This window comes from Paenibacillus allorhizosphaerae, from assembly GCF_042659105.1.
Lineage (GTDB): Bacteria > Bacillota > Bacilli > Paenibacillales > NBRC-103111 > Paenibacillus_G > Paenibacillus_G allorhizosphaerae.
Genome location: NZ_JBHSRV010000020.1, coordinates 14398 through 34252, shown reverse-complemented (window position 1 = coordinate 34252; position 19855 = coordinate 14398). Strand labels below are relative to the sequence as shown.

The window sequence follows — 19855 nt, the reverse complement described above, 5'->3', positions numbered from 1 at the left end:
GCCGCAAAGCTCCACACGTCAGTCAAGGTTTTATTCAACATTAATGATAGGAAACATCCCTTCCTAATACAATCATTTTTTAAAATTTTTTACATATTTCCTTACCAATAAAGCGAGCGTTTTTGCATTGGTAGAACGAAAATAAAGTAGCCCATTGCATCTCTTTATCGAGTTGCAATGGGCTAAGTACGATGCTTGCGGTCTCAAGTTTCATTACCGCCGACCGACGTATGTTTTTGAAAAAGGATTAATAATATACCGGGTATTTTCGGTCCTGGATCTCGGCGCGTTTTTGCAAATAACGGAAAAACGCGGTTGCCGCCTGTGCTTTCGAAACTTCCTGTTCGGGCTGGAAGCTGCCGTCCACCAGCGACATGATGTCGAGTCCTACGACGATGGCCGCCTCGCCGACATGTTTCAGCTTCGCTTTATCGGCAAAATTATCGTTGAACACGGCGTCGTGTTGGGCCAGGCCGCTTAAGCCAAGCGCTTTGACGATGAGTCCGGCCATTTCCTCCCGGTTCATTTTATCCTCCGGTCTGAAATCGGTGCCGGGTGTTAACAGGCCACGGTCTACGGCGTTCTCGACGTAAGCGAAATAAGCGGAATCCGCCTTTACATCGGCAAAAGAAGCGGAACGGTTGGCATCGTAGCGGATGCCGCCATTGCCGCCGTTCATCGCAATGACGAGCATTTTGATCATTTCGCCGCGCGTGATCGACTGATCCGGGTTCACTTTGCCGTCCTTGACGTCAAGCGCTTGATAATCGAGCATCAGCTGCAGCTCTTTTTGAGCCCAATGGCCCTCAATATCGCCGACCTTCACTCGCTCCAGCGATACTGCGTCTCCGGTGGCGGCATTTTTCCAGGTACCGGTCTCGGCATCAAGCACGACCGGCTCCCGGGAATACTTGGGCAGCAGCTTGTATACGAGCTTGGCGTCCTTTTGCTTACCGGATGCGTCCGGAGCAATGCCGGGAGCGATTTCTCCTGCAGCGATCATGAGCTTGATTTTATCCGTATACAGCGGAGTGTCCGACAGATCGGGCTCGTAGCTCAGCTCGATATCGTACTGCGCAAGCAGGAGATCTTTCGCCTTGTCGAGCGCAATGACCTGCGGCTTCTGCTGCGGATAAGCAAACGTGCTTATAGAATTGGAAAAGCCGATAAGATCCCCGGTTTCCCTGTCAATATTAACGTACACCGTTTCTCCTCCCGCACTTACGCCGTCAATGACCCGCTTGAAACGGATATCCCATGTTTTCATTCTTTTGAGCAGCAGCGGCTGCAACAGTTTTTCCGGAACCGTATCGGGAACCAATTGATCGGTATAGCCGGGCAGCAGTTTTTTGACCAGCTCGGCCGCTTTGGCCTTGGCTTCGTCCTGCGAAACTTTGGCTTCCACGTCTTTTTGCTCCGACATCGGTACATACGGCGGGTTTAAATTGAAATTTTTAATCTCACCGGTTTTGCTGTCAACGGTTGCCCATGCCGAGCTGCCTGCCATTTTTGCGCTTGCCTCGTTCTCCCCAGCCGGCTGGCTCCAGCTCAAATTCCAGGCGGAGGACGTCTCACCCGTGTCCGGATTCGTATACTCGTTGTACGATGCATTTTGCAGTTTGACGCCCGCTGGCAATGTAAACACGGAGGTGACTTTCTCCACCGCTTCCTCTTTGGTTAAATTGAGCGTTGCCGAAGGCTTATCCGCAAGCGGCTTATCGGTTATCGGCCGTTCCTCCTCGCCGGACTGCGGAATGATCCCTGGGCTCCACGGCTCGCCCTTTGCTGCGTCGATCATAAATGTACCCATTTGATACGTAGTGATCGGCTTTCTGTTCCCCTTCGCCTGATACGGGATTTCATAGCTTAGCGCAGCCTTCGCTTTATCCCGGAATGCCTGCGCGGCCTGCTCCATACCGATTGGGGTCACATTCTTCTCAAAAGTAGCCGTATCGTCCCAATTGAAGCTGTAGCTCGTGACTTGCCCTTCGCCGTTTACGCCGACGTTCACTCCGTTTTGCGAGAACGGCACTCCAGACACCGTCCGATCATAGCGGATGCTGTATTGGTAATTCCCGTCAATCGGCGTGCGGAACGATTGCTCGTCGCGCACATTGTAGCGCAATTGATCCTGCTCCCCGGCGTTCATTTTGGCGATCCAGGCATCCGCGATTTGCTTCGCCGCCTTGTAATCCGCTTTCGGCGGGTAGCTCGGCTTGCGGTCGTTATCATTTTCGTTCATATAATAGTTGGTCAGTCTGCCGTTCGTCCCATCGATCGTAATGCTGATATTGCCGTAATAATGGTCTTTGATTGTTTTGGAAAAGTTCATGCTCCAGCTCGAGCCGTTTTTCCCATAAGGATACCCGTTGGAATTCAGATTAATGGAATTTAGCACGTACCCCTCTGGAATCGCAATATACTTTTTGGCTAGATCGATCGCGTGATCTTTGGAAATTTTGACTTCCGCCGGAGCTGTATTTCCTTTGTCAGGCAACATCGGAACACTTACGGATGTGCTGCCCGCTGTTCCAGCGATTTCGCTTGCCCATACTTGTGGTGCGCTCGTAAGCAACAACGCCGACGCGATGGCGACGGTCCCCGCCTTTTTCAGCCTTTTCAAGTGAATCCCCCTCACTGTCATTTGCGAATCTACTCACTAGACGACAAGCTTTTGGAAAAAGTTGCGTTTGAAAAATAAAAGAATATTAAAAAAGATATGTAATAAATCGTGACATGAAAATATTTATTTATATGATTTATGTGATTTTCGCGTTATAATATCTAACAAGTGATACGGAAGGTGTGATAACCAATGAGCTTTGGCATACTCGAAGAACAAAAACAAGTTCCTTTTCCACGAATACCTGCTTTTTCTGTGAGTTCGTATCGCCGCATCCGGCTCCGCGAACGGGGGTTGTAATGCTATGACGGCCCAAGCGATCAAGCATGCCGCCCTCCAGTTGTTTGCCCGCAGCGGGTACGAAGGTGCCGATGTATCGGATATCGCCGCACGCGCGGGGATCAAAGCTCCATCCTTGCACCCTCATTTTCGAAGCAAGCAGGAACTGTTTCTTTCCGCTCTCGAGGATGTGCTGCGCGAGCATATGCAGTCTATCGCTGAGCTGCTGCAGGAATCGAAGCTGCGGCGCGAGGCCACGGATACCATTCTTCGGCGACTGATCCGGGAATATTGTCATAACGAGCGGATGAGCGGGGAACGGGCGTTTTTTCTGAAACGGGCTTTGCTGCTGCCGCCGCCATTTTTGGCCAGCGGCCTCAAGGAGCGGCTGATGCTGATGGAGCAGCAACTGGCCGAACCGGTCGGCCGTTTGCTGGAAGAAGCTTATGCCGCAGGAGAGCTGCGCAGCTTCAACAAGCCGGAGCTTGTCGCTTCGTACTTGTGCCTGATGGACAGCTGCTTGATGCAGTCGTACTTATTGCGCACACAGCAAATCGATGAATGGCTCGGCAAAGTTTGGCCGCTGTTCTGGGAAGGAATCGGCAAGCGGTAATTCCGCTGAGGTGAACGCATTGAAACCATTCATGCCATTACGATACAAACCATGAGGAGCACTTCCGGCCGACATGCCAGAAATGCTCCTCATTATTGTTATATCACTGCAACCGCCCGGATTTACGGCAGTTTCTTCAGGCCGAAGTGCCACTGCACCTCGCCGAACGTGGAAGGGAACGAGGCCTCATGTCCGGAGAGCGTACCAGTCCAGCTTCCGTCCGCGGAACGCTTCACCTCCGCCTTTCTCCAAACGGATTCTCCGCGCTCGTAAGCAAAGCTCTCTCCATCGTCGTCATACAGGGAGCCGCTGCCCTCCGCTTCGCCGAAATGGCACAAGATGAGCGGCATTTGCTCCCCTTGCCGCGGCGCATGCGCGCGCCACGGCGTCATCGGAATGACCGCGCCGTCCCGTACGAAAACCGGAATTTGCTCCAGCCCCGGAGCAACCCGGACAACGCCGCCGCCCTCGTACGTCTCGCCGCTTTCAAGCCCGAACCAGCGACCATGCGGCAAGTAAACGTCCCGCTCCTGTTCGCCAGCAAAGAGCGGAGCCACCAACAGATCATCGCCGACCATGAACTGGTCGTCCCATTCCTTCTTCTTGTTCCCGCCGTAAGCCGCGTCGACGGTATCGACCTTCACGGCGGATGCGGAAACGGCGCCGCTCTCGTTCTGAACGTTTCCGGTCACCAGCGGCATCGCGCGGAACGGAGGCGTGCCGTCCTGATGGTATTTGGCAAATGCGCTGTACAAGTAAGGCAGCAGCCGCATGCGCAGTTGAATATAGTGGCGGACGATATGCTCCACTTCCGGGAAGCTCCACGGCTTCGTTCCATCGCCCCAAGCGTTCAGCATCGCCATCGGCGAGAAGCAGACCGCCTGCATCCGGCGCACCCAATCTTCGGCGCTCGACGCCTTGCGCACCTCCGGCGTCCACAAGAGACCGCTGAACGAGGCGTTGCATAGCGCGCGAATAAACTGCTTGTGATCGTACAAGTCCGAATACAGCACGTAAGGCATCGAGGAAGCGCCGACGCCGGACGCCCGGATCAACCCGTACGTCCGTTTGTCTTCCTCCCGGTACAGCTCCGACGTCATTTTCTGGAACATCAGGCCGTACATTTGCCGCAGCTGCTCGCCGTCGTGGCCGGATGGAAACTCGGCGTGGGCGGGGAACATCCACGAGTTGCCCGTCAGCTCGCTGCCGTCGCACTCGTCGAGCTTGTAGCCGGAAACCCCGATCGACAGATGCTCGCTGCGATGCTGTTCCCGGTAAGCGGTTCTCGCTTCCTCCAGCGAGTAATCCGGCGCTAGCCCGCCCCATACCGTGTACGAACCGGATAGCGGAAGCAGCTTCTCGTAAAGCCCCGCTTCCGGCGAGACGTAAGGATGCTCCCATAAATTGATGCGGAAGCCTTCCCGGTCCATGTCAGCCACAAACTGCTTCGGATTCGGATAGCGGCCTTCATACCATTCGTAAGTTACCGGATAGCTCTTGCTGTGCCAACCCGGCTCCAGACCGATCACGTCACACGGAAATTCGCGCTTCCGGTATTCCAGCGCTTCTTCCGCCACCTGCTTGTCCGTAAACAGCGTCGGCACCCGGTGCCAAAATCCGAGTCCCCATCTTGGCGGAAGCGCGCCCCCGCCGCACAGCAAATTATACCGGCGAACGACGTCCAGCGCGTTATTTCCCGCAATTACATAGACGTCGGCTCCTTCGAGCGGCAGCAAGAACTCCATCCGCTCCGACACAAGCGTCGCTTTCCACTGCCCTTTTTGGTTATTTCGGTCAAATATTTGTTCCTTTTTCGTTTCTGCCAGTCGAACCGTCGAACCGAGATGAATCGTCACAATGCGCGAAGTATCGATCAGAATACCATAGCCTTGGTCGGACACGACAAAAGGGATCGGTGCGTGACTTTCTCCCGTATCCTGCTTCGGATCGCTGTTGACGCGGAGAAAACGAGTCCGTCCCCGCTGGTTCAATTTCATAAATTGCAATCCGAGCCCGTACAGCTTCTCGCTTGCCGTAAGCGGCACGCTGAGCAGCGGTCCGCGTTTTTTTTGCTCGATAGCAACATCGCCGCTTCCGAACGGAAATGGGGCCTCGCCCATTTGCTGCAGCGCTTCCGTTTTCGGCTCGCGTCCGATGAAAGCAAGCGGCGATAAGTCCGATGGAGCGCCGATCGTCGTTTTCCAAATTCCGGGTACATAAGAAGTCCATTGCAGTGGCGTGGTCAAAGTGCAGCCCTTCCTTCCGTTTTTTATCATCTTACCAGACAAGGGATGAAACTGGCTTTGGCCTATGGTATACTTTTTGCACAATTATAGGATCGATTATGTCAGAAGTTAAGGAGTACCCGATCTATGGAAACGCGGCATATTGCGTTTAACGACATCCGCACGCGCATTCTAGGCGCCGATTTTTACCCGTTTCGCCCCAAAGCGAAGATCGGTCCCCGGCTGAATTATGCCTATACTTTCATCTATATCCGGAGCGGCAGCGGCTTTCTTGTGATCGACGGCAAGGAATATCGGGCGGAGACTCGGGACTTGTTCTGCATAGAGCCGGGCACGCCGCACGCCTTTGCAGCAGACGAGCACGATCCTATGGTTCATGCGTCCGTCTACGCCGATCTTCTCTGGGACAGCACCCCCAAGCAGAAGGGCGACAAACGGCTGAACGAATACCGCTTCGCTTCCTATAAACCTCAGCTAAGCGCGGACCGAGTCCGTTTTACAGATGGGATTGTGCTCCCCGCGCAAACTTCCATTCCGGCCGGGGCGGACTGGCTTGAGCCTTTTCTCGCGGTCATCCGTCACTTTGATTCGCAGGAGATCGGCAGCGCGATCCGTTTGCGATCGTTGTTCGAATCGTTCGTGACCGGATTCGCACGTTTCTTGGCCTATCCGTTCTTGCCGAGCGACCTGCGCATACGCAAAATGATCGACTGGATGAAAAGCAACCTGCACGAATCGTTTCAACTGGCCGACTGGGCGGGGACCCTTCAGTTGAGCCAGCCGTATTTGTACGAACTGTTCCGCAAAGAGACCGGGACCAGTCCCGGACAATATTTTATGCTGCGCAAGCTGGAACAAGCCAAAACCGAGCTGCGCGAAACGAACCGTTCGGTTACGCTGATCGCGGACAAGCTCGGCTTTGCATCGGTGCATTATTTTTCCAGGCAGTTTTCCGGCCATTTTGGCGAATCTCCGAATCAATACCGGAAACGAATGCGCGGCGCTTCGGAATTGGAGTAGGTGCATGGAGATCTGATCATTCGTCCTCGCGCTGCTGACATACATCGATAACGAGAGTAACCCACCGGTTGGTTAGCCGCCTCGGTGTGCTGCACATCCGCTTCACAAGTCTGGAGGGGCTCCCGCAAAGCCAGTTGTACATATGGGAGGTGACAGCTAGCGGAAGTGCAGAGCTAGAGGCGCCGACTGAATGCATTCAAAAGCAAGCCTTCAGCACCTCGGACAGCTTGAAAGCCAGACTGAGCTTTCCCTCCACCTTAAGCGCGCCCGACATATATGCCGTCATGGCGTTCACTTGGTTGCTTAGCAGCTTGCGGAACGTCTGCTCGGAAAGAATGATGCGGCAGTCCGCCTTGTGGGGAGTCCCGTCGAACAATTCCGCCTGCCCTCCATGGAACTTGACCTGAAAGTATTCTCCCGTTCCCAAATTGAATTGGTATACCGCCTGCAATGACCGGATGCGCTCCGGTTTACGGTTGATCCGACGGACGATTTGTTCGATCTCGTCACGAATGTTCATGCGCTCACCTCGTTTGTCAAAGTCGGGTTCGACTTTCGATAATTTCATCCCCCCTGTTTCTCAAGCACACGGAACGTCCCGGTGCCAAAGGCGCACAACGCCCCGCCCTCACCGAAAGCTTTGGCCTGCGCCGTCACAAGTTTGCGCGAAGCATGGACGATTTCCGCGGTGACCGTCAGCTTCCCGATGGTCGCAGGCGCCACGTAATGCATATTCAAATTCGTCGTCACCACGGAGTGATCCGGTCTGGAACGCATGACGGCGAGCCCCATGGCGGAATCGATCAATGTTGCGTATACGCCCCCGTGCACGATGCCGATATGGTTCAAATGACGCGGCTCCACGGTTAGCGATACGGTTACGCGGCCATCCTTCTCCTCCGTCCATTCGCAGCCGATCCAGTCCCAGAAGGTGCCGGTCGATTTCGGCGCGCTATCGGTCGAAGGACGATCCGCTTCCCCCTCCTCCTTCACATCGTCCATACCTTTCCCTCCCCTCGGTATGCTCGAAGCGTTCAATATTTATGAAGAATCAAGCGTATCTTCCCTTGCCCGCTCTTCTTCCTCCTCCAGCAGCTTTCGACGAAGCACTTTTCCGACGAGCGACTTGGGAAGGCTGTTGCGGAACTCATAGATTCGCGGCACTTTGTAAGCGGCAAGCCGTTCCCGGCACCAGGCGCCGAGCACCTCGCTGTCCGCCTCGCTATCTTTTTTCAGCACAATATAGGCCTTCACCGTTTCGCCCCGGTACGGGTCCTTCACCCCCGCCACAACCGCTTCCTCCACGTCGGGGTGCTCGAACAGCACCTCCTCCACTTCCCGCGGATAAATATTAAAGCCCCCCGCAATAATCAAATCTTTGCGCCGATCCAATATATAAAAAAAACCGTCCACGTCCATCTTCGCCATATCGCCCGTGTACAGCCAGCCGTCCTTCAGCGTGAAGGCCGTTTCCTCCGGACGGTTCCAGTAGCCTCTCATCACCTGCGGACCGCGAACGATCAGTTCGCCGATCTCCCCTGCCGGGACTTCCTCCCCCGTATCGGGATGTACGATTTTCGCTTCCGTATCGGGAAAAGGAATGCCGATGGAGCCGATCTTCCGCTTAGCCCAAATATTGTTCGCATGCGTCACCGGGGACGCTTCCGTCAAGCCGTAGCCTTCAATCAGCCTCGCTCCCGTCATTGCTTCGAACCGCTCCTGTACCTCGAGCGGCAGCGGAGCTGCACCGCTGATGCAAACTTCGAGGGATGACAAATCGTACCGGGGAGCGTCCGGATGATGAATCATGGAAATGTACATCGTAGGCGCCCCGGGGAACACGGTCGGCCTGGTACGGCGAATCGTCTCCAGCAGCGGCTGAATCTCAAAACGAGGCAGAAGCACGAGCGTTCCGGCCAAATATACCGCCTGATTGAGCAGCACGGTAAGCCCAAACACGTGAAAAAACGGCAGCGGCGACAAGTACACTTCCTTTCCCTGCTCGGACCGGTAGCTCCAAAGCCGGCTCTGTATCGCGTTCGTCACCAAATTGTAATGCGTCAGCATGACCCCTTTGGCCAGCCCTGTCGTTCCTCCCGTATATTGAATGAGCGCGAGATCTTCCTCGGCATCGATCGTTACCGCGGTAGGCGAAGGCGGAAACCGCTTCAGCAGCTTCGCAAACGAATAGACGCCTCCGCCGTAATTCACGTCCCGCTTCAGTCCATCCAGCTTTGCTTTCAGCGGGTAAAGCAAGTTTTTCGGAAAGGGCAAATAGTCCTTGATCGATGTCACGATCACCTGCCGAACGCCTGCGGGCAGCACCACTTTCGTTACCCGTTCATACAGCAAATCGAGCGTAACGATCGCCTTCGCTCCGGCATCCTTGAGCTGATGCTCCAGCTCCCGGGGCGTATACATCGGATTCGTCATGACGACGATGCCTCCCGCAAGCAGCGTGCCGAAATAGGCGATCGCCGTTTGCGGACAGTTCGGAAGCATGATGGCGACGCGGTCGCCCTTGCGGATGCCCAAATGCGCTGCCGCCTGAGCGAACCGGAGCGCCGACTCGTGCAGTGATCGATAGGTCAATCGCTTCCCCAAAAAGTCCAGCGCAATCCGGTTTGGATAGGCAGCGGCGGTTTCCGTCAAAAAATGCGATAAAGGATGCTTCGGGTAATCATAGGTCGGCGGCACCTCGTCAGGATAATGCTGAAGCCATGGTTTGTCAGGCATCTCGACCACCCCGATTTCTCATGATGATTCAGACGATGTATTTCTCGGCTTGGATGACCCTCGCGGCGATCGCCCGTTTGAGCTGCACACGGTTAACCGGTGACGTGCGCGTCAGCTTTTTGAGTACCGAGAGCTGGGTGCGCAGCACGTCGCCATCCGCCATAGTGCACAGCGCCTCTTTGGCAAGCGCGTCGATTTGCCCGAATGTGTCGTGTACGAACGCGACGGTCATGTCGACCGCATTCTGTGCCTTCGCCTCGCCGGATGCGGCCTGCAGCTTACGAGTGCGCAGCAGCGCGCTTTCCATCGCATAGACGGCGATCATAAGGTCGGCCAGATGGGCTAATATTTCCTGCTCCTGTTCGATCGCCATCTGATACGCCTGCACCGCCTGAGCGCCGACCATCAGGAAAATCTTTTTGGCCATCGCAATCAAGTGCGCTTCCTGCTCCAAAGATTCGTCGAAGCTTTGCCCCGCCGGCATCAGCTCCATGAGCTCCTCCTGCAGCTCCATCGCCTTCTCCATGAGCGGAAGCTCCCCTTTCAGCGCCCGTTTGAAGAGCGTGCCGGGAATGAGCAGCCGGTTGATTTCGTTCGTCCCTTCAAAAATCCGGTTAATCCGCGAATCGCGATACATCCGCTCGATCCGGTATTCCTGAATATAGCCGTATCCTCCGTGTATCTGCAGCCCTTCGTCAGCCACGAAATCGAGCGTCTCCGACCCGAACACTTTGTTGATCGAGCATTCGATCGCATATTCGGCTATCGCTTTGGCCGATTGAACGCCGATCTGCGGGCCGGTATGATCCAAATCCCCCAATCCTTCGTCAAACAAGCCTGCGGTGCGGTACACCATGCTTTCAAGGACAAAGGTGCGTATATTCATGTCCGCGAGTTTGCCGCCGATCAGCGGAAAAGAGGAAATGAGGCGCCCGAACTGCTTGCGCTCATTTGCATATTTAGCCCCCAGCGCGATCGCATCCTTGGATGCCCCTAGACAGCCTGCAGCGAGCTTGTAACGGCCGATATTGAGGATGTTGAAGGCGATCAAATGCCCTTTTCCCGCTTCCCCGAGCAAATGCTCCACAGGAACGTGCACATTGTCCAAAATAAGCGGCCGGGTGGAGGAGCCTTTAATGCCCATCTTTTTTTCCTCCGGGCCGAAACTGACGCCCTCCATTGTCCGCTCGACGATGAAGGCGCTGAAATCGGTGCCGTTCACTTTGGCATACACAATGAAAAGATCCGCAAAACCCGCATTCGTAATGAACTGCTTGGAGCCATTCAATATATAATGTTTGCCGTCGCCGGACAGCTGCGCCGTCGTCTTGGCCGCAAGCGCATCCGAGCCGGAGGCAGGCTCCGTCAGGCAGTAAGCGGCCAGCTTCTCTCCGGTGGCGAGCTCCGGCAAATACCGCTCCTTTTGCTCCTTCGTGCCGAAATAGACGATCGGCAGCGTGCCGATGCCGACGTGCGCGCCGACGGATAGCGCGAAGGAAGAAGCTTTCGAGAGCTTTTCGCCGATCAGTGTCGAGCTGATCTTATCCAGCCCGAGCCCGCCGTACGCTTCCGGCACATCGGCTCCGAGCAGGCCAAGCTCCCCTGCTTTCCGCAGCAGCTCCACGGTCAGCTCGTAATTCAACTTCTCGATCGCCTCATCCTGCGGCGCAATCTCGCCTTCGACGAAATCTTCCGTCGTCTGCGCAATCATCCGCTGTTCTTCGGTAAAGTCCTCAGGGGTGAACACGCGCTGATAATCGGTATCTTCGATTATGAAGCTTCCGCCTGCTATACGAGTCATCGCCATCCTCTCCCTTTCCGCTTCGTTTCGGTTCCAGATTTGCTTCCTACGACGGGTACACCTCGAACACTCCGGCCGCCCCCATACCGCCGCCGATGCACATCGACACGACTCCATAGCCGCCGCCGCGCCGGCGCAGCTCGTGAATGAGCGTTGCCGACAGCTTCGTGCCCGTGCAGCCGAGCGGATGGCCCAAAGCAATGGCGCCGCCGTTGACGTTAACTTTCACATCGTCTAGTTCGAGCGCTCGAATAACATGCACGCATTGGGAGGCGAACGCCTCGTTGATTTCGAACAGATCGATATCGCCTAGCGACAACCCCGCCCGCTGCAGCGCCTTCGGGATTGCCTTCACCGGGCCGACGCCCATGATTTCCGGCTCGACGCCTGCGAGCGCAAAGGCGCGAAACGCGGCGAGCGGCTGAAGCCCGAGCGCGTCAGCTTTCTCCCGGCTCATGACAACAGCCGCAGCCGCGCCGTCGCTCATCTGCGACGCGTTGCCGGCCGTTACAGTGCCGCCAAGCTTGAAAGCCGGAGAGAGCCGGCCGAGCACTTCCTCCGTCGTATCCGCCCGCACCCCTTCGTCCGTATCGAAGACGAATTCGCGTTTTTGCAGCTTGCCCCGCTGTTCGTCGAAAGACACCGCCGTGACGGGTAAGGGAACGATCTCGTCCTTGAACCGCCCCTCACGGATCGCCTCCATCGCCTTGCGGTGCGAACGGACGGCGAAGCGGTCCTGATCCGCCCGGCTTACGCCGAATCGCTCCGCCACGAGCTCCGCCGTGTGCCCCATCCCCATGTAGATTTCGGGCATATACTCCGCAAGGTGGGGATGGGGGGCGGGCTTGAAGCCGGCCATTGGCACGTGGCTCATGCTCTCGACGCCTCCGGCAATGATGACGTCGGCATCGCCGAGCCGGATTCGCTCGGCCGCCATGGCAATGGACTGCAGCCCTGAGGAGCAGAACCGGTTGATCGTCAGCGCGGGCACCGCCACCGGGAATCCGGCGTAAAGCGACATGATGCGGGCGAAGTTAAGCCCCTGCTCGCCCTCCGGCATCGCACAGCCGATGATGATGTCTTCGACCTCTTCCTTGCGCAGCCCCGGCGCCCGATCCACCGCCGCCTGAAGCACCGCCCTGCCCAAATCTTCGGCCCGCGTTCCGGCCAAACCGCCTTTCTTCGCTTTGCCGACAGCCGTGCGGGCGACGGATACGATCACAGCTTCTCTAGGCTTATCGGTCATGCGGCTTCACCTCTTCTTTCGCATTTCATGTTTCCGATTTTTTCAGTCGTCTGTCGTTCACTAACGATCTGCCAACTGCATTAAACCACATTCTCCAATTACCAGCGGTAAGACCGTTAGCATTGGGCTTTTGCGCACATCGTTTCAAGTTTCATTCTTTGAACCAGCGTTTCATGCGCTAACGCCGCTAATTCCGAAGCGCCTTGCCCTTGGTCAGCATGTGCTGCATCCGCTGCTGCGTCTTCGGTTCGCCGCAGAGGCTGAGGAACGCCTCGCGCTCCAGGTCGAGCATATACTGCTCGCTGACCTGCGTTCCTGCAGGAACGTCGCCTCCCGACAGCACATGTGCGAGCTTGCCTGCGATTTTCATATCGTGCTCGCTAATATATCCGCCCTGCCGCATCGCATAGGCGCCGGTGAGCAGCACCGCTTTGCCGTCCGCGCCGGTCACGCGGAACTTGCTCTCCCGCTCCGGCTCGTAACCCGCTTGCGCCAAGCGAAGCACCGCCTGCTTCGCTTCATGGATCACGTGGTCCGGATTTGTCACGATCCGGTCCCCCGGCCGCATAAGCCCCAGCCTGATCGCGTCATGGCCGCTCGTCGACACTTTCGCCATGCCGATTGTCTCGAACGCGCGGTTGACGTAAGGCTGCAAATCCGTTTCCGGGAGCGGGGTGCCGCGGCTGGCGCGAAGCGCGAGCTCCTTGCAGCCTCCGCCGCCGGGAATAAGCCCGACGCCGACCTCGACAAGCCCGAAATACGTCTCCGCCGAAGCAACGATTTGATCCGCGGGGAGGCACACCTCCACGCCGCCGCCGAGCGCCATGCGATGAGGCGACGCGACAACCGGCTTTTCGAACCGTTTGAGCCGGTACATCGTGTTCTGGAACAGACGGATTATGCCGTCGATTTCGTCCCATTCGCCGTCCTGCGCTTCCATCAGCAAAATCATCAGGTTGGCGCCGACGCAAAAGTTTTTCCCTTGATTGGCGATTACAAGACCTTCAAAACCGCGCCGCACCTCCTCGAGACTTTGCCGGATCATGTGCAAAATATCGGCGCCGATCGCGTTGTTCGGTGAATGGAATTCCAGGCAAGCTACTCCGTCCCCGAGATCGATGAGACTGGCCCCGCTGTTGGAACGGACGACCTTGCCGCGCTCCTTCAGTTCGCGCAGGGAGATCGCCTCGGGCGGCTGCTTCAGTTCGCGGAGCGAACCGTTATGCGCATAGAAGCGGCCGCTCTCCCGCTTCTGATAAAACGACACGTTCCCTGATGCTATCCATTCTTTGACCCATGGTGGAACGACTTCCCCTTCCGCTTCCATTCGTTCCACCGACTTCGCCAAACCGATCGCATCCCACATTTCGAACGGTCCGAGATCCCAGTTGAAGCCCCATTTCATCGCTTCGTCGATCTCATGGATCGAATCGGCGATTTCTCCTATCTTCCCCGCGGAGTACAGCAGCACTTTCTTGAGGATGTTCCACGCCAGCAGCGAATATTTGTCACCCGCCTCGATCAGCGCTTTGCAGCGTGCCCCGGCTCCTTTCGCGCGCTTCGCCGCATCCAGCGATACGGAAGACACTCTACGCTGCGCTTCATACTGCATGGCCGCGAGGTTGAGAGATAAAATCTCGCTTCCTCCATCCGCTCCTTTTTGCTTCAAATAAAAGCCGCGTCCCGCCTTTTCCCCAAGCCAGCCGCGTTCCACCATCGCCTTCAGCACGTTCGGAACGGCAAACGCCGCCTTTTCGCCCGGGTCCGTTACATTCCCATGCACGTTGTTCGCCACATGAACGAACGTATCCAGACCGACGAGGTCGAGCGTACGGAACGTCGCGCTTTTGGGCCTGCCCATCGCCGGGCCGGTCACGGCGTCCACCTCTTCTACGGTGAAACCTTTGTCGGTCATTTCCTGCAATGTGACGAGCAGGCCGTACGTGCCGATCCGGTTGGCGATAAAGTTCGGCGTATCCTTGGCAATGACCACCGTTTTGCCGAGCCGATTCTCGCAGAACGATTTCATCTTTTCCACGATGGCTGGATCGGTGTCCGAACCGGGAATGAGCTCCAGCAGCTTCATATACCGGGCCGGGTTAAAGAAATGCGTCCCGAGAAAATGCGCGCGAAACGCATCGCCGCAATGCTTGCACATCTCGTTCACCGAAATGCCGGACGTATTTGTGCTGATCACCGTCCCGGGCTTCCAGTATTGCTCCACCTTGGCGAGCAGCTCCTGTTTGGCCTGCACTTGTTCCACGATGACCTCGATGACCCAGTCGACCTCGGCGATGTGCGCCAAATGATCTTCGATATTTCCCGGCGTAATTCTCGCCGCAAAATCATCGTCATACAGCGGAGCGGGCTTCATCTTCGGCAGCCGGGCAATCGCGCCGGCGGCAAGCCGGTTTCTCACCGCCGGATGCTCCGGCGTAAGCCCTTTGGCGGCTTCATCCGCCGTCAGCTGCGTCGGCGCGAGATCCAGCAGCAGGCAGTCGATCCCGCAATTGGCGAGGTGGGCGGCAATCCCCGAGCCCATGACGCCCGAGCCGATCACCGCCGCTTTGCGGATCGGTCTATTCATCGCTGATTCCTCCTTAGAGTTTTCGATAGAAAACTTGCTTCGTAAGCATTTGCTCTGAGTTTTCGATAGAAAACTGGCTTCGTAAGCATTGGCTCTGAGTTTTCGATAGAAAACTTGCCTCGTAAGCATTTACTCTGAGTTTTCGATAGAAAACTGGCTTCGTAAGCATTACGTCTCACCGAATACGGACTGCTCCAGCAGCTCCGCAATATCTCTCGCTTTGACCCGGTCGTCCGCGTCTTTCAGCTTCGTCCCGTCCTCCATCATCGTCAAACAGTACGGACAAGCGCTCGAGATAACCGTCGGAGCCGTTTGCAGCGCCTGCTCGGTACGGGCGACGTTCACCCGCTTCCCTCCCGTCTCCTCCATCCACATCATGCCGCCTCCGGCACCGCAGCACATGGCATTATCCCGGGACCGTTCCATTTCCAGAAGCCGAACGCCGGGGATCGCCTTCAAAATGTTCCTTGGCTGCTCGTAAACGCCGTTATACCGCCCCAAATAGCAGGAGTCATGGTATACGACCCGCTCCCGTACAGTGACGCTCGGTTTCAGCTTTCCTTCTTCCAACAGCCGGGCAAGCAGCTCCGTATGATGCAGTACCTCCACGTGCTTCAAACCGAAGTCCGGATACTCGTTTTTTAACGTGTTGTACGTATGCGGACAGGCTGTCACGATGCGGCGCACTTTGTATTTGCGGAACAGTTCGATATTGTCCTGGCACAGTTGTTGGAATAACAGCTCGTTGCCCATGCGGCGCGGAGTGTCGCCCGAGTTTTTTTCCTCATTGCCGAGAATGGCGAAATTCACGCCCGCTTCGTGCAGCAGCCGCACGAAGGCCCTGGATACTTTTCGGCTTCGCAGGTCGTAAGAGCCCATGGAGCCGACAAAAAACAGCGTTTCAAAGCCCGGGTTCTCTTTGACGGTCGGCACAGGAACGCCCTCGATATCGCCGGTCCATCGGACCCGGTCGTTTCGGCTCAGCCCCCAAGGATTGCCCTGGCGCTCGATATTTTGCATCGCGCGCTGCCCCTCCGGCGGCATACTGCCCTGCATCAGCACCAGATGCCTGCGGAGGTCGACGATTTTGTCGACGTGTTCGTTGCCTACCGGACACTGATCCTCGCAATTGCGGCACGTCGTACACGACCAAATCTCGCTTTCGCTCATGACATCCCCGATCAATTCAAGTTCCGTCGGGTTCATATCTGCGGCTTTTTGCCACGACGATTGCTGCCAATCGACGGTCGGCCCAATGTCCGTAAGCGACCCACGGTTCCATTCCGGATGCTCCTCTACTGCGCTCATGTGATGCGTCTCTTGCCCGGGAGAAAAGGCAAAGGCCGGCACCCACGGCGATTTGGACGTAATCGCAGCTCCTTTCTCGGTCAAATGATCCCTCAGCTTCGTAATCAGATGCATGGGAGACAGCGTCTTCCCCGTATTGGAGGCCGGACATACATTCGTACAGCGGCCGCATTCGACGCAGGCGTAAAAGTCGATCATTTGCATCCGGGTGAAATCTTCAATTCGGCCGACACCGAACGTTTCGGTATCTTCCTGTTCAAGGTCGAGCTTCTGGAGACGGTGGGACGATTTGCCGCGCTTCAGCCATAGATTGACCGGTGCGGTTATGATGTGAAAGTGCTTCGATTGCGGTACGTATACGAGGAAAGATAGAAGGATCAGCAGATGCAGCCACCAGCTCACGTAAAATAGCGTTTGCGCCGCTGTCGCGGACATTCCGGCAAAGCTCTCCGACAACAAAGACGAAATCGGAGCAAAGAAGGAAGGCGCCGTGCCGTGCCACAACCGTTCGAACGCGAGCGACAGCACGACCGACAGCATGAGAAGCCCGATGAAAAACAACACAGCGCTCGGCTTCCAGCCCCGTTTAAGTCGAGGCAAACGCTCGACATAGCGTCGGAACCCGGCATAAACGACGGCCGCCAACACCGCTATAACGGTAATTTCCTGAAACAGGCCGAATGCTTCGTAGCCTGGTAGCCGGAGCGGTTTTCCGCCGGATAGTCCTTTCCAAATCAAATCGAGGGCGCCGAGCTGCAGCACAATGAATCCATAAAAAAGAATCAAGTGCATGACGCCACTCTTCCGGTCCTTAAGCAGCTTCTTATGGCCGAACACTTGACGCACGAATTCGGAAAGCGGCTGCGGCGTTGCAGCGTTCCGCGCCTCAACCTCGTCATGCTGACCGAGCCGAACGTACAGCGAGCGCCGTGCAATCGCCTGCACAAACCAACGGATGCCGCATCCCGTGACGACCAAAAACAATAAGAAATTGACCCATTGCCACATCGGTGCTCCCATCCTTTCGCTCCTGATGACAAGCCCAAATTCGACAAGTTTGTCCGAAAACGTTTACATTACCTGTGTAATTCTTATCATATGTGCCTTTTTTACGCGTCATGATTGTTTTTTCGCCTTTGCAGCGCATTTTTGTCGAATCGGGTGGCATTTTTCAAGCAAAGGCTACAATACACTATAATTAGGCATTGTTCCTTTTCCAAACCATGCGGAAGCTGTTTTTAATGCCGATTTCCATGAAACGTTGGTTGGTCGGTCGCCGCTGTTGCGTTTTTCAGAAAATACCCATTTTCGTTCAGATCGCTCGCTGCATTTTTTTCACTGGGAAACCCGATTGCTAATTGTCTTGAAACAGTCGGGGTTCGTATTATGCTTGGCTGTTGATGAAAGGAGTCGTCACGAAATGAACATATACGTACTGCTGAAGCAAACTTTCGATACGGAAGAAAAAGTAGTCCTTGCGGATGGCGGCATTGCGGAGGATGGTGCGAAGTTTATAATTAACCCTTACGACGAATATGCGGTGGAAGAAGCGATTCGGCAAAAAGAACAACATGGCGGCAGCGTGACCGTCGTCAGCGTCGGTCCGGAACGATGCGCCGAGGCGCTTCGAACCGCGCTTGCCATGGGAGCCGACGAAGCGGTACTGATCAGCGGCGATGGCGTCGGGAGCGACGGATTCGGCTATTCCACCGTGCTTGCGGCATATCTGCAGCGTCAATCTTCGATGGATTTGATTTTAGGCGGTTTGTTTTCGGTGGATCAAGGCGCGGGACAAACGGCTATCCGGGTAGCCTGCCTGTTGAATCTGCCCCACGTCTCTTCGATTACGAAGCTCGACATCGATTGTGCCGCCGGTACGGCGGTCGCCATACGCGATGCCGAAGGCGATTCGGAGACGCTTGAGGTGACTCTGCCGGCCGTATTTACCGCGCAGCAAGGACTGAACGAGCCGAGGTATCCGTCGCTGCCCGGCATCATGAAAGCGAAGAAAAAGCCGTTTCATCGCTTGACGCTTGCGGATCTCGGTTTATCCGAGGCGGAACTGTCCGCCAAAACCGCGCGCGTCTGCATATCGCTTCCTTCCGCGAGGCAAGCAGGACAACGGCTGCCGGGGGACCCGCAAGCTCAGGCGGCGGAGCTGGTCCGTCTGCTGCGTACGCAAGCAAACGTATTATAAACCGCATGGAACAGCAAAGGGGGAATGTTGCGCATGAGCCGAACGATCGTTGTTATTGCCGAGCAGCGTGGAGGCCAGCTGCGGCAGGTCACGCTGGAGACGCTGCGAGCAGCGCAATGGATCCGCTCTGAAGGCGATGCCGTCAGCGTCGTCGCAATCGGGAGCAACCTGACCAAGCTCGGCAACGCACTAGCGACGTACGACTGTGATCGGATCTACCTTATCGATCATGCGGATTTGGAACATTACAATCCGGAAGCGTATTACCAGGCGTTATCGCCGCTGCTGGGCGAGCTATCGCCCTGCGCCGTGCTGCTCGGGCATACTTCGATCGGCCGCGATCTGGCGCCGATGATTGCCGCCCGTCTTCAGGCCGGCCAAATTTCCGACGTCATTGCGATCGATCGCGGGGATGACGGAATGTTACCGCGCTTCGTCCGCCCGATTTATGCCGGCAAAGCGTTCGAAACCATTGAGGCCGCTTCGGACGGCCCGCTCGTCGTCACGCTGCGCCCGAATAATGTACAGCCGGCAGCTCCTCGGGAGGAGGGGCCTGCGGCGCAAATCGTCTCCGTCCCCTACACCCCGTCCGCTTCCCTGCGCACCATGGTGAGAGACGTGGTGCGCAAAACTTCGGGGAAGGTGGATTTGACGGAAGCGAAGATCGTCGTTTCCGGCGGGCGCGGCGTCAAAAGCGCCGAAGGCTTCCGCCCGCTTGAAGAGCTGGCCGACGTTATCGGCGCTGCCGTCGGCGCCTCCCGCGGAGCATGCGACGCCGGCTACTGCGATTACGCGCTGCAGATCGGCCAGACAGGCAAGGTGGTGACGCCGGAGGTGTACATTGCCTGCGGCATCAGCGGCGCGATTCAGCATCTCGCCGGCATGAGTCAGTCGCGCATCATCATCGCGATCAACAAGGACCCCGACGCGCCGATATTTCAAATCGCCGATTACGGCATCGTCGGCGATCTGTTCGAAGTCGTGCCGCTGCTGACGGCCGAGTTCAAGAAGGCGCTTGCGGACGGAGCGTAAGGCGGCATTTCGCCCGATTTATTGCCCAAAACCTATTATTCGAAGTGTTCTTCCTCCGAATAATAGGTTTTAACCGGTTATACGAGGTTATTCACTTCGGAAAATCAAAAATAGTGGATTTCTCCCTACTATTTATTATATTTTACCTATTTCGCTTACCAGAGTCA

Annotated in this window: 13 protein-coding genes; 4 read left to right on the top strand and 9 right to left on the bottom strand. The window is 56.2% G+C overall.

Features of this window, described 5'->3' with window-relative positions:
• Positions 1-247: 247 nt before the first annotated feature.
• Positions 248-2623, bottom strand: a complete 2376-nt coding sequence (locus ACFQI7_RS33625) for an S-layer homology domain-containing protein (protein ID WP_218103037.1) — start codon at positions 2621-2623, stop codon at positions 248-250.
• A 304-nt stretch (positions 2624-2927) separates the two neighbouring features.
• On the opposite strand from ACFQI7_RS33625, the gene ACFQI7_RS33620 reads away from it, so the two are divergent.
• Complete coding sequence (locus ACFQI7_RS33620; protein ID WP_218103036.1) at positions 2928-3515, top strand: TetR/AcrR family transcriptional regulator; 588 nt, start codon at positions 2928-2930, stop codon at positions 3513-3515.
• A gap of 122 nt (positions 3516-3637) precedes the next feature.
• Here the strand turns inward: ACFQI7_RS33620 and ACFQI7_RS33615 are convergent, their stop codons facing one another.
• On the bottom strand, positions 3638-5761 hold the full coding sequence (locus tag ACFQI7_RS33615; RefSeq protein WP_230415692.1) for a glycoside hydrolase family 31 protein: 2124 nt from the start codon (positions 5759-5761) through the stop codon (positions 3638-3640).
• 126 nt (positions 5762-5887) lie between these two features.
• Here ACFQI7_RS33615 and ACFQI7_RS33610 point away from each other — a divergent pair, with 126 nt between their 5' ends.
• Positions 5888-6781, top strand: a complete 894-nt coding sequence (locus ACFQI7_RS33610; protein ID WP_218103035.1) for a helix-turn-helix domain-containing protein — start codon at positions 5888-5890, stop codon at positions 6779-6781.
• Positions 6782-6977: 196 nt separating this feature from the next.
• Here the strand turns inward: ACFQI7_RS33610 and ACFQI7_RS33605 are convergent, their stop codons facing one another.
• The 7 genes from ACFQI7_RS33605 to ACFQI7_RS33575 all read right to left on the bottom strand — a co-directional run bounded on the left by ACFQI7_RS33605 (position 6978) and on the right by ACFQI7_RS33575 (position 17479).
• The gene (locus tag ACFQI7_RS33605; RefSeq protein ID WP_218103034.1) at positions 6978-7301 is read right to left on the bottom strand and encodes an SCP2 sterol-binding domain-containing protein; all 324 of its coding nucleotides are present in this window, start codon (positions 7299-7301) and stop codon (positions 6978-6980) included.
• A gap of 44 nt (positions 7302-7345) precedes the next feature.
• Entirely contained in the window at positions 7346-7783 is a 438-nt protein-coding gene (locus ACFQI7_RS33600) for a PaaI family thioesterase (protein ID WP_218103033.1), read from the bottom strand.
• Between the two features lie 39 nt (positions 7784-7822).
• Positions 7823-9517, bottom strand: coding sequence for a long-chain-fatty-acid--CoA ligase (locus ACFQI7_RS33595; RefSeq protein WP_218103032.1), 1695 nt, complete (start codon positions 9515-9517; stop codon positions 7823-7825).
• Positions 9518-9545: 28 nt separating this feature from the next.
• Positions 9546-11324, bottom strand: a complete 1779-nt coding sequence (locus ACFQI7_RS33590) for an acyl-CoA dehydrogenase family protein (protein WP_218103031.1) — start codon at positions 11322-11324, stop codon at positions 9546-9548.
• A gap of 40 nt (positions 11325-11364) precedes the next feature.
• Complete coding sequence (locus ACFQI7_RS33585) at positions 11365-12564, bottom strand: acetyl-CoA C-acyltransferase (protein WP_218103030.1); 1200 nt, start codon at positions 12562-12564, stop codon at positions 11365-11367.
• Positions 12565-12751: 187 nt separating this feature from the next.
• Entirely contained in the window at positions 12752-15151 is a 2400-nt protein-coding gene (locus ACFQI7_RS33580) for a 3-hydroxyacyl-CoA dehydrogenase/enoyl-CoA hydratase family protein (RefSeq protein WP_218103029.1), read from the bottom strand.
• Between the two features lie 168 nt (positions 15152-15319).
• Positions 15320-17479 carry a (Fe-S)-binding protein gene (locus tag ACFQI7_RS33575; protein WP_377518330.1) on the bottom strand — a complete coding sequence of 720 codons (2160 nt, stop codon included), beginning with the start codon at positions 17477-17479 and terminating at the stop codon, positions 15320-15322.
• A 400-nt stretch (positions 17480-17879) separates the two neighbouring features.
• Here ACFQI7_RS33575 and ACFQI7_RS33570 point away from each other — a divergent pair, with 400 nt between their 5' ends.
• Both ACFQI7_RS33570 and ACFQI7_RS33565 read left to right on the top strand, forming a co-directional pair.
• Complete coding sequence (locus ACFQI7_RS33570; RefSeq protein WP_218103028.1) at positions 17880-18656, top strand: electron transfer flavoprotein subunit beta/FixA family protein; 777 nt, start codon at positions 17880-17882, stop codon at positions 18654-18656.
• Between the two features lie 33 nt (positions 18657-18689).
• Complete coding sequence (locus tag ACFQI7_RS33565; RefSeq protein WP_218103027.1) at positions 18690-19688, top strand: electron transfer flavoprotein subunit alpha/FixB family protein; 999 nt, start codon at positions 18690-18692, stop codon at positions 19686-19688.
• Positions 19689-19855 lie beyond the last annotated feature (167 nt).

What these genes read in the sequence shown, in the direction of transcription:
- ACFQI7_RS33590 (WP_218103031.1), bottom strand. Translation starts at nt 11,324, where the DNA reads ATGGCGATGACTCGTATAGCAGGCGGAAGCTTCATAATCGAAGATACC.
- ACFQI7_RS33585 (WP_218103030.1), bottom strand. Translation starts at nt 12,564, where the DNA reads ATGACCGATAAGCCTAGAGAAGCTGTGATCGTATCCGTCGCCCGCACG.
- ACFQI7_RS33605 (WP_218103034.1), bottom strand. Translation starts at nt 7,301, where the DNA reads ATGAACATTCGTGACGAGATCGAACAAATCGTCCGTCGGATCAACCGT.
- ACFQI7_RS33595 (WP_218103032.1), bottom strand. Translation starts at nt 9,517, where the DNA reads ATGCCTGACAAACCATGGCTTCAGCATTATCCTGACGAGGTGCCGCCG.
- ACFQI7_RS33580 (WP_218103029.1), bottom strand. Translation starts at nt 15,151, where the DNA reads ATGAATAGACCGATCCGCAAAGCGGCGGTGATCGGCTCGGGCGTCATG.
- ACFQI7_RS33575 (WP_377518330.1), bottom strand. Translation starts at nt 17,479, where the DNA reads ATGGGAGCACCGATGTGGCAATGGGTCAATTTCTTATTGTTTTTGGTC.
- ACFQI7_RS33610 (WP_218103035.1), top strand. Translation starts at nt 5,888, where the DNA reads ATGGAAACGCGGCATATTGCGTTTAACGACATCCGCACGCGCATTCTA.
- ACFQI7_RS33565 (WP_218103027.1), top strand. Translation starts at nt 18,690, where the DNA reads ATGAGCCGAACGATCGTTGTTATTGCCGAGCAGCGTGGAGGCCAGCTG.
- ACFQI7_RS33600 (WP_218103033.1), bottom strand. Translation starts at nt 7,783, where the DNA reads ATGGACGATGTGAAGGAGGAGGGGGAAGCGGATCGTCCTTCGACCGAT.
- ACFQI7_RS33620 (WP_218103036.1), top strand. Translation starts at nt 2,928, where the DNA reads ATGACGGCCCAAGCGATCAAGCATGCCGCCCTCCAGTTGTTTGCCCGC.
- ACFQI7_RS33570 (WP_218103028.1), top strand. Translation starts at nt 17,880, where the DNA reads ATGAACATATACGTACTGCTGAAGCAAACTTTCGATACGGAAGAAAAA.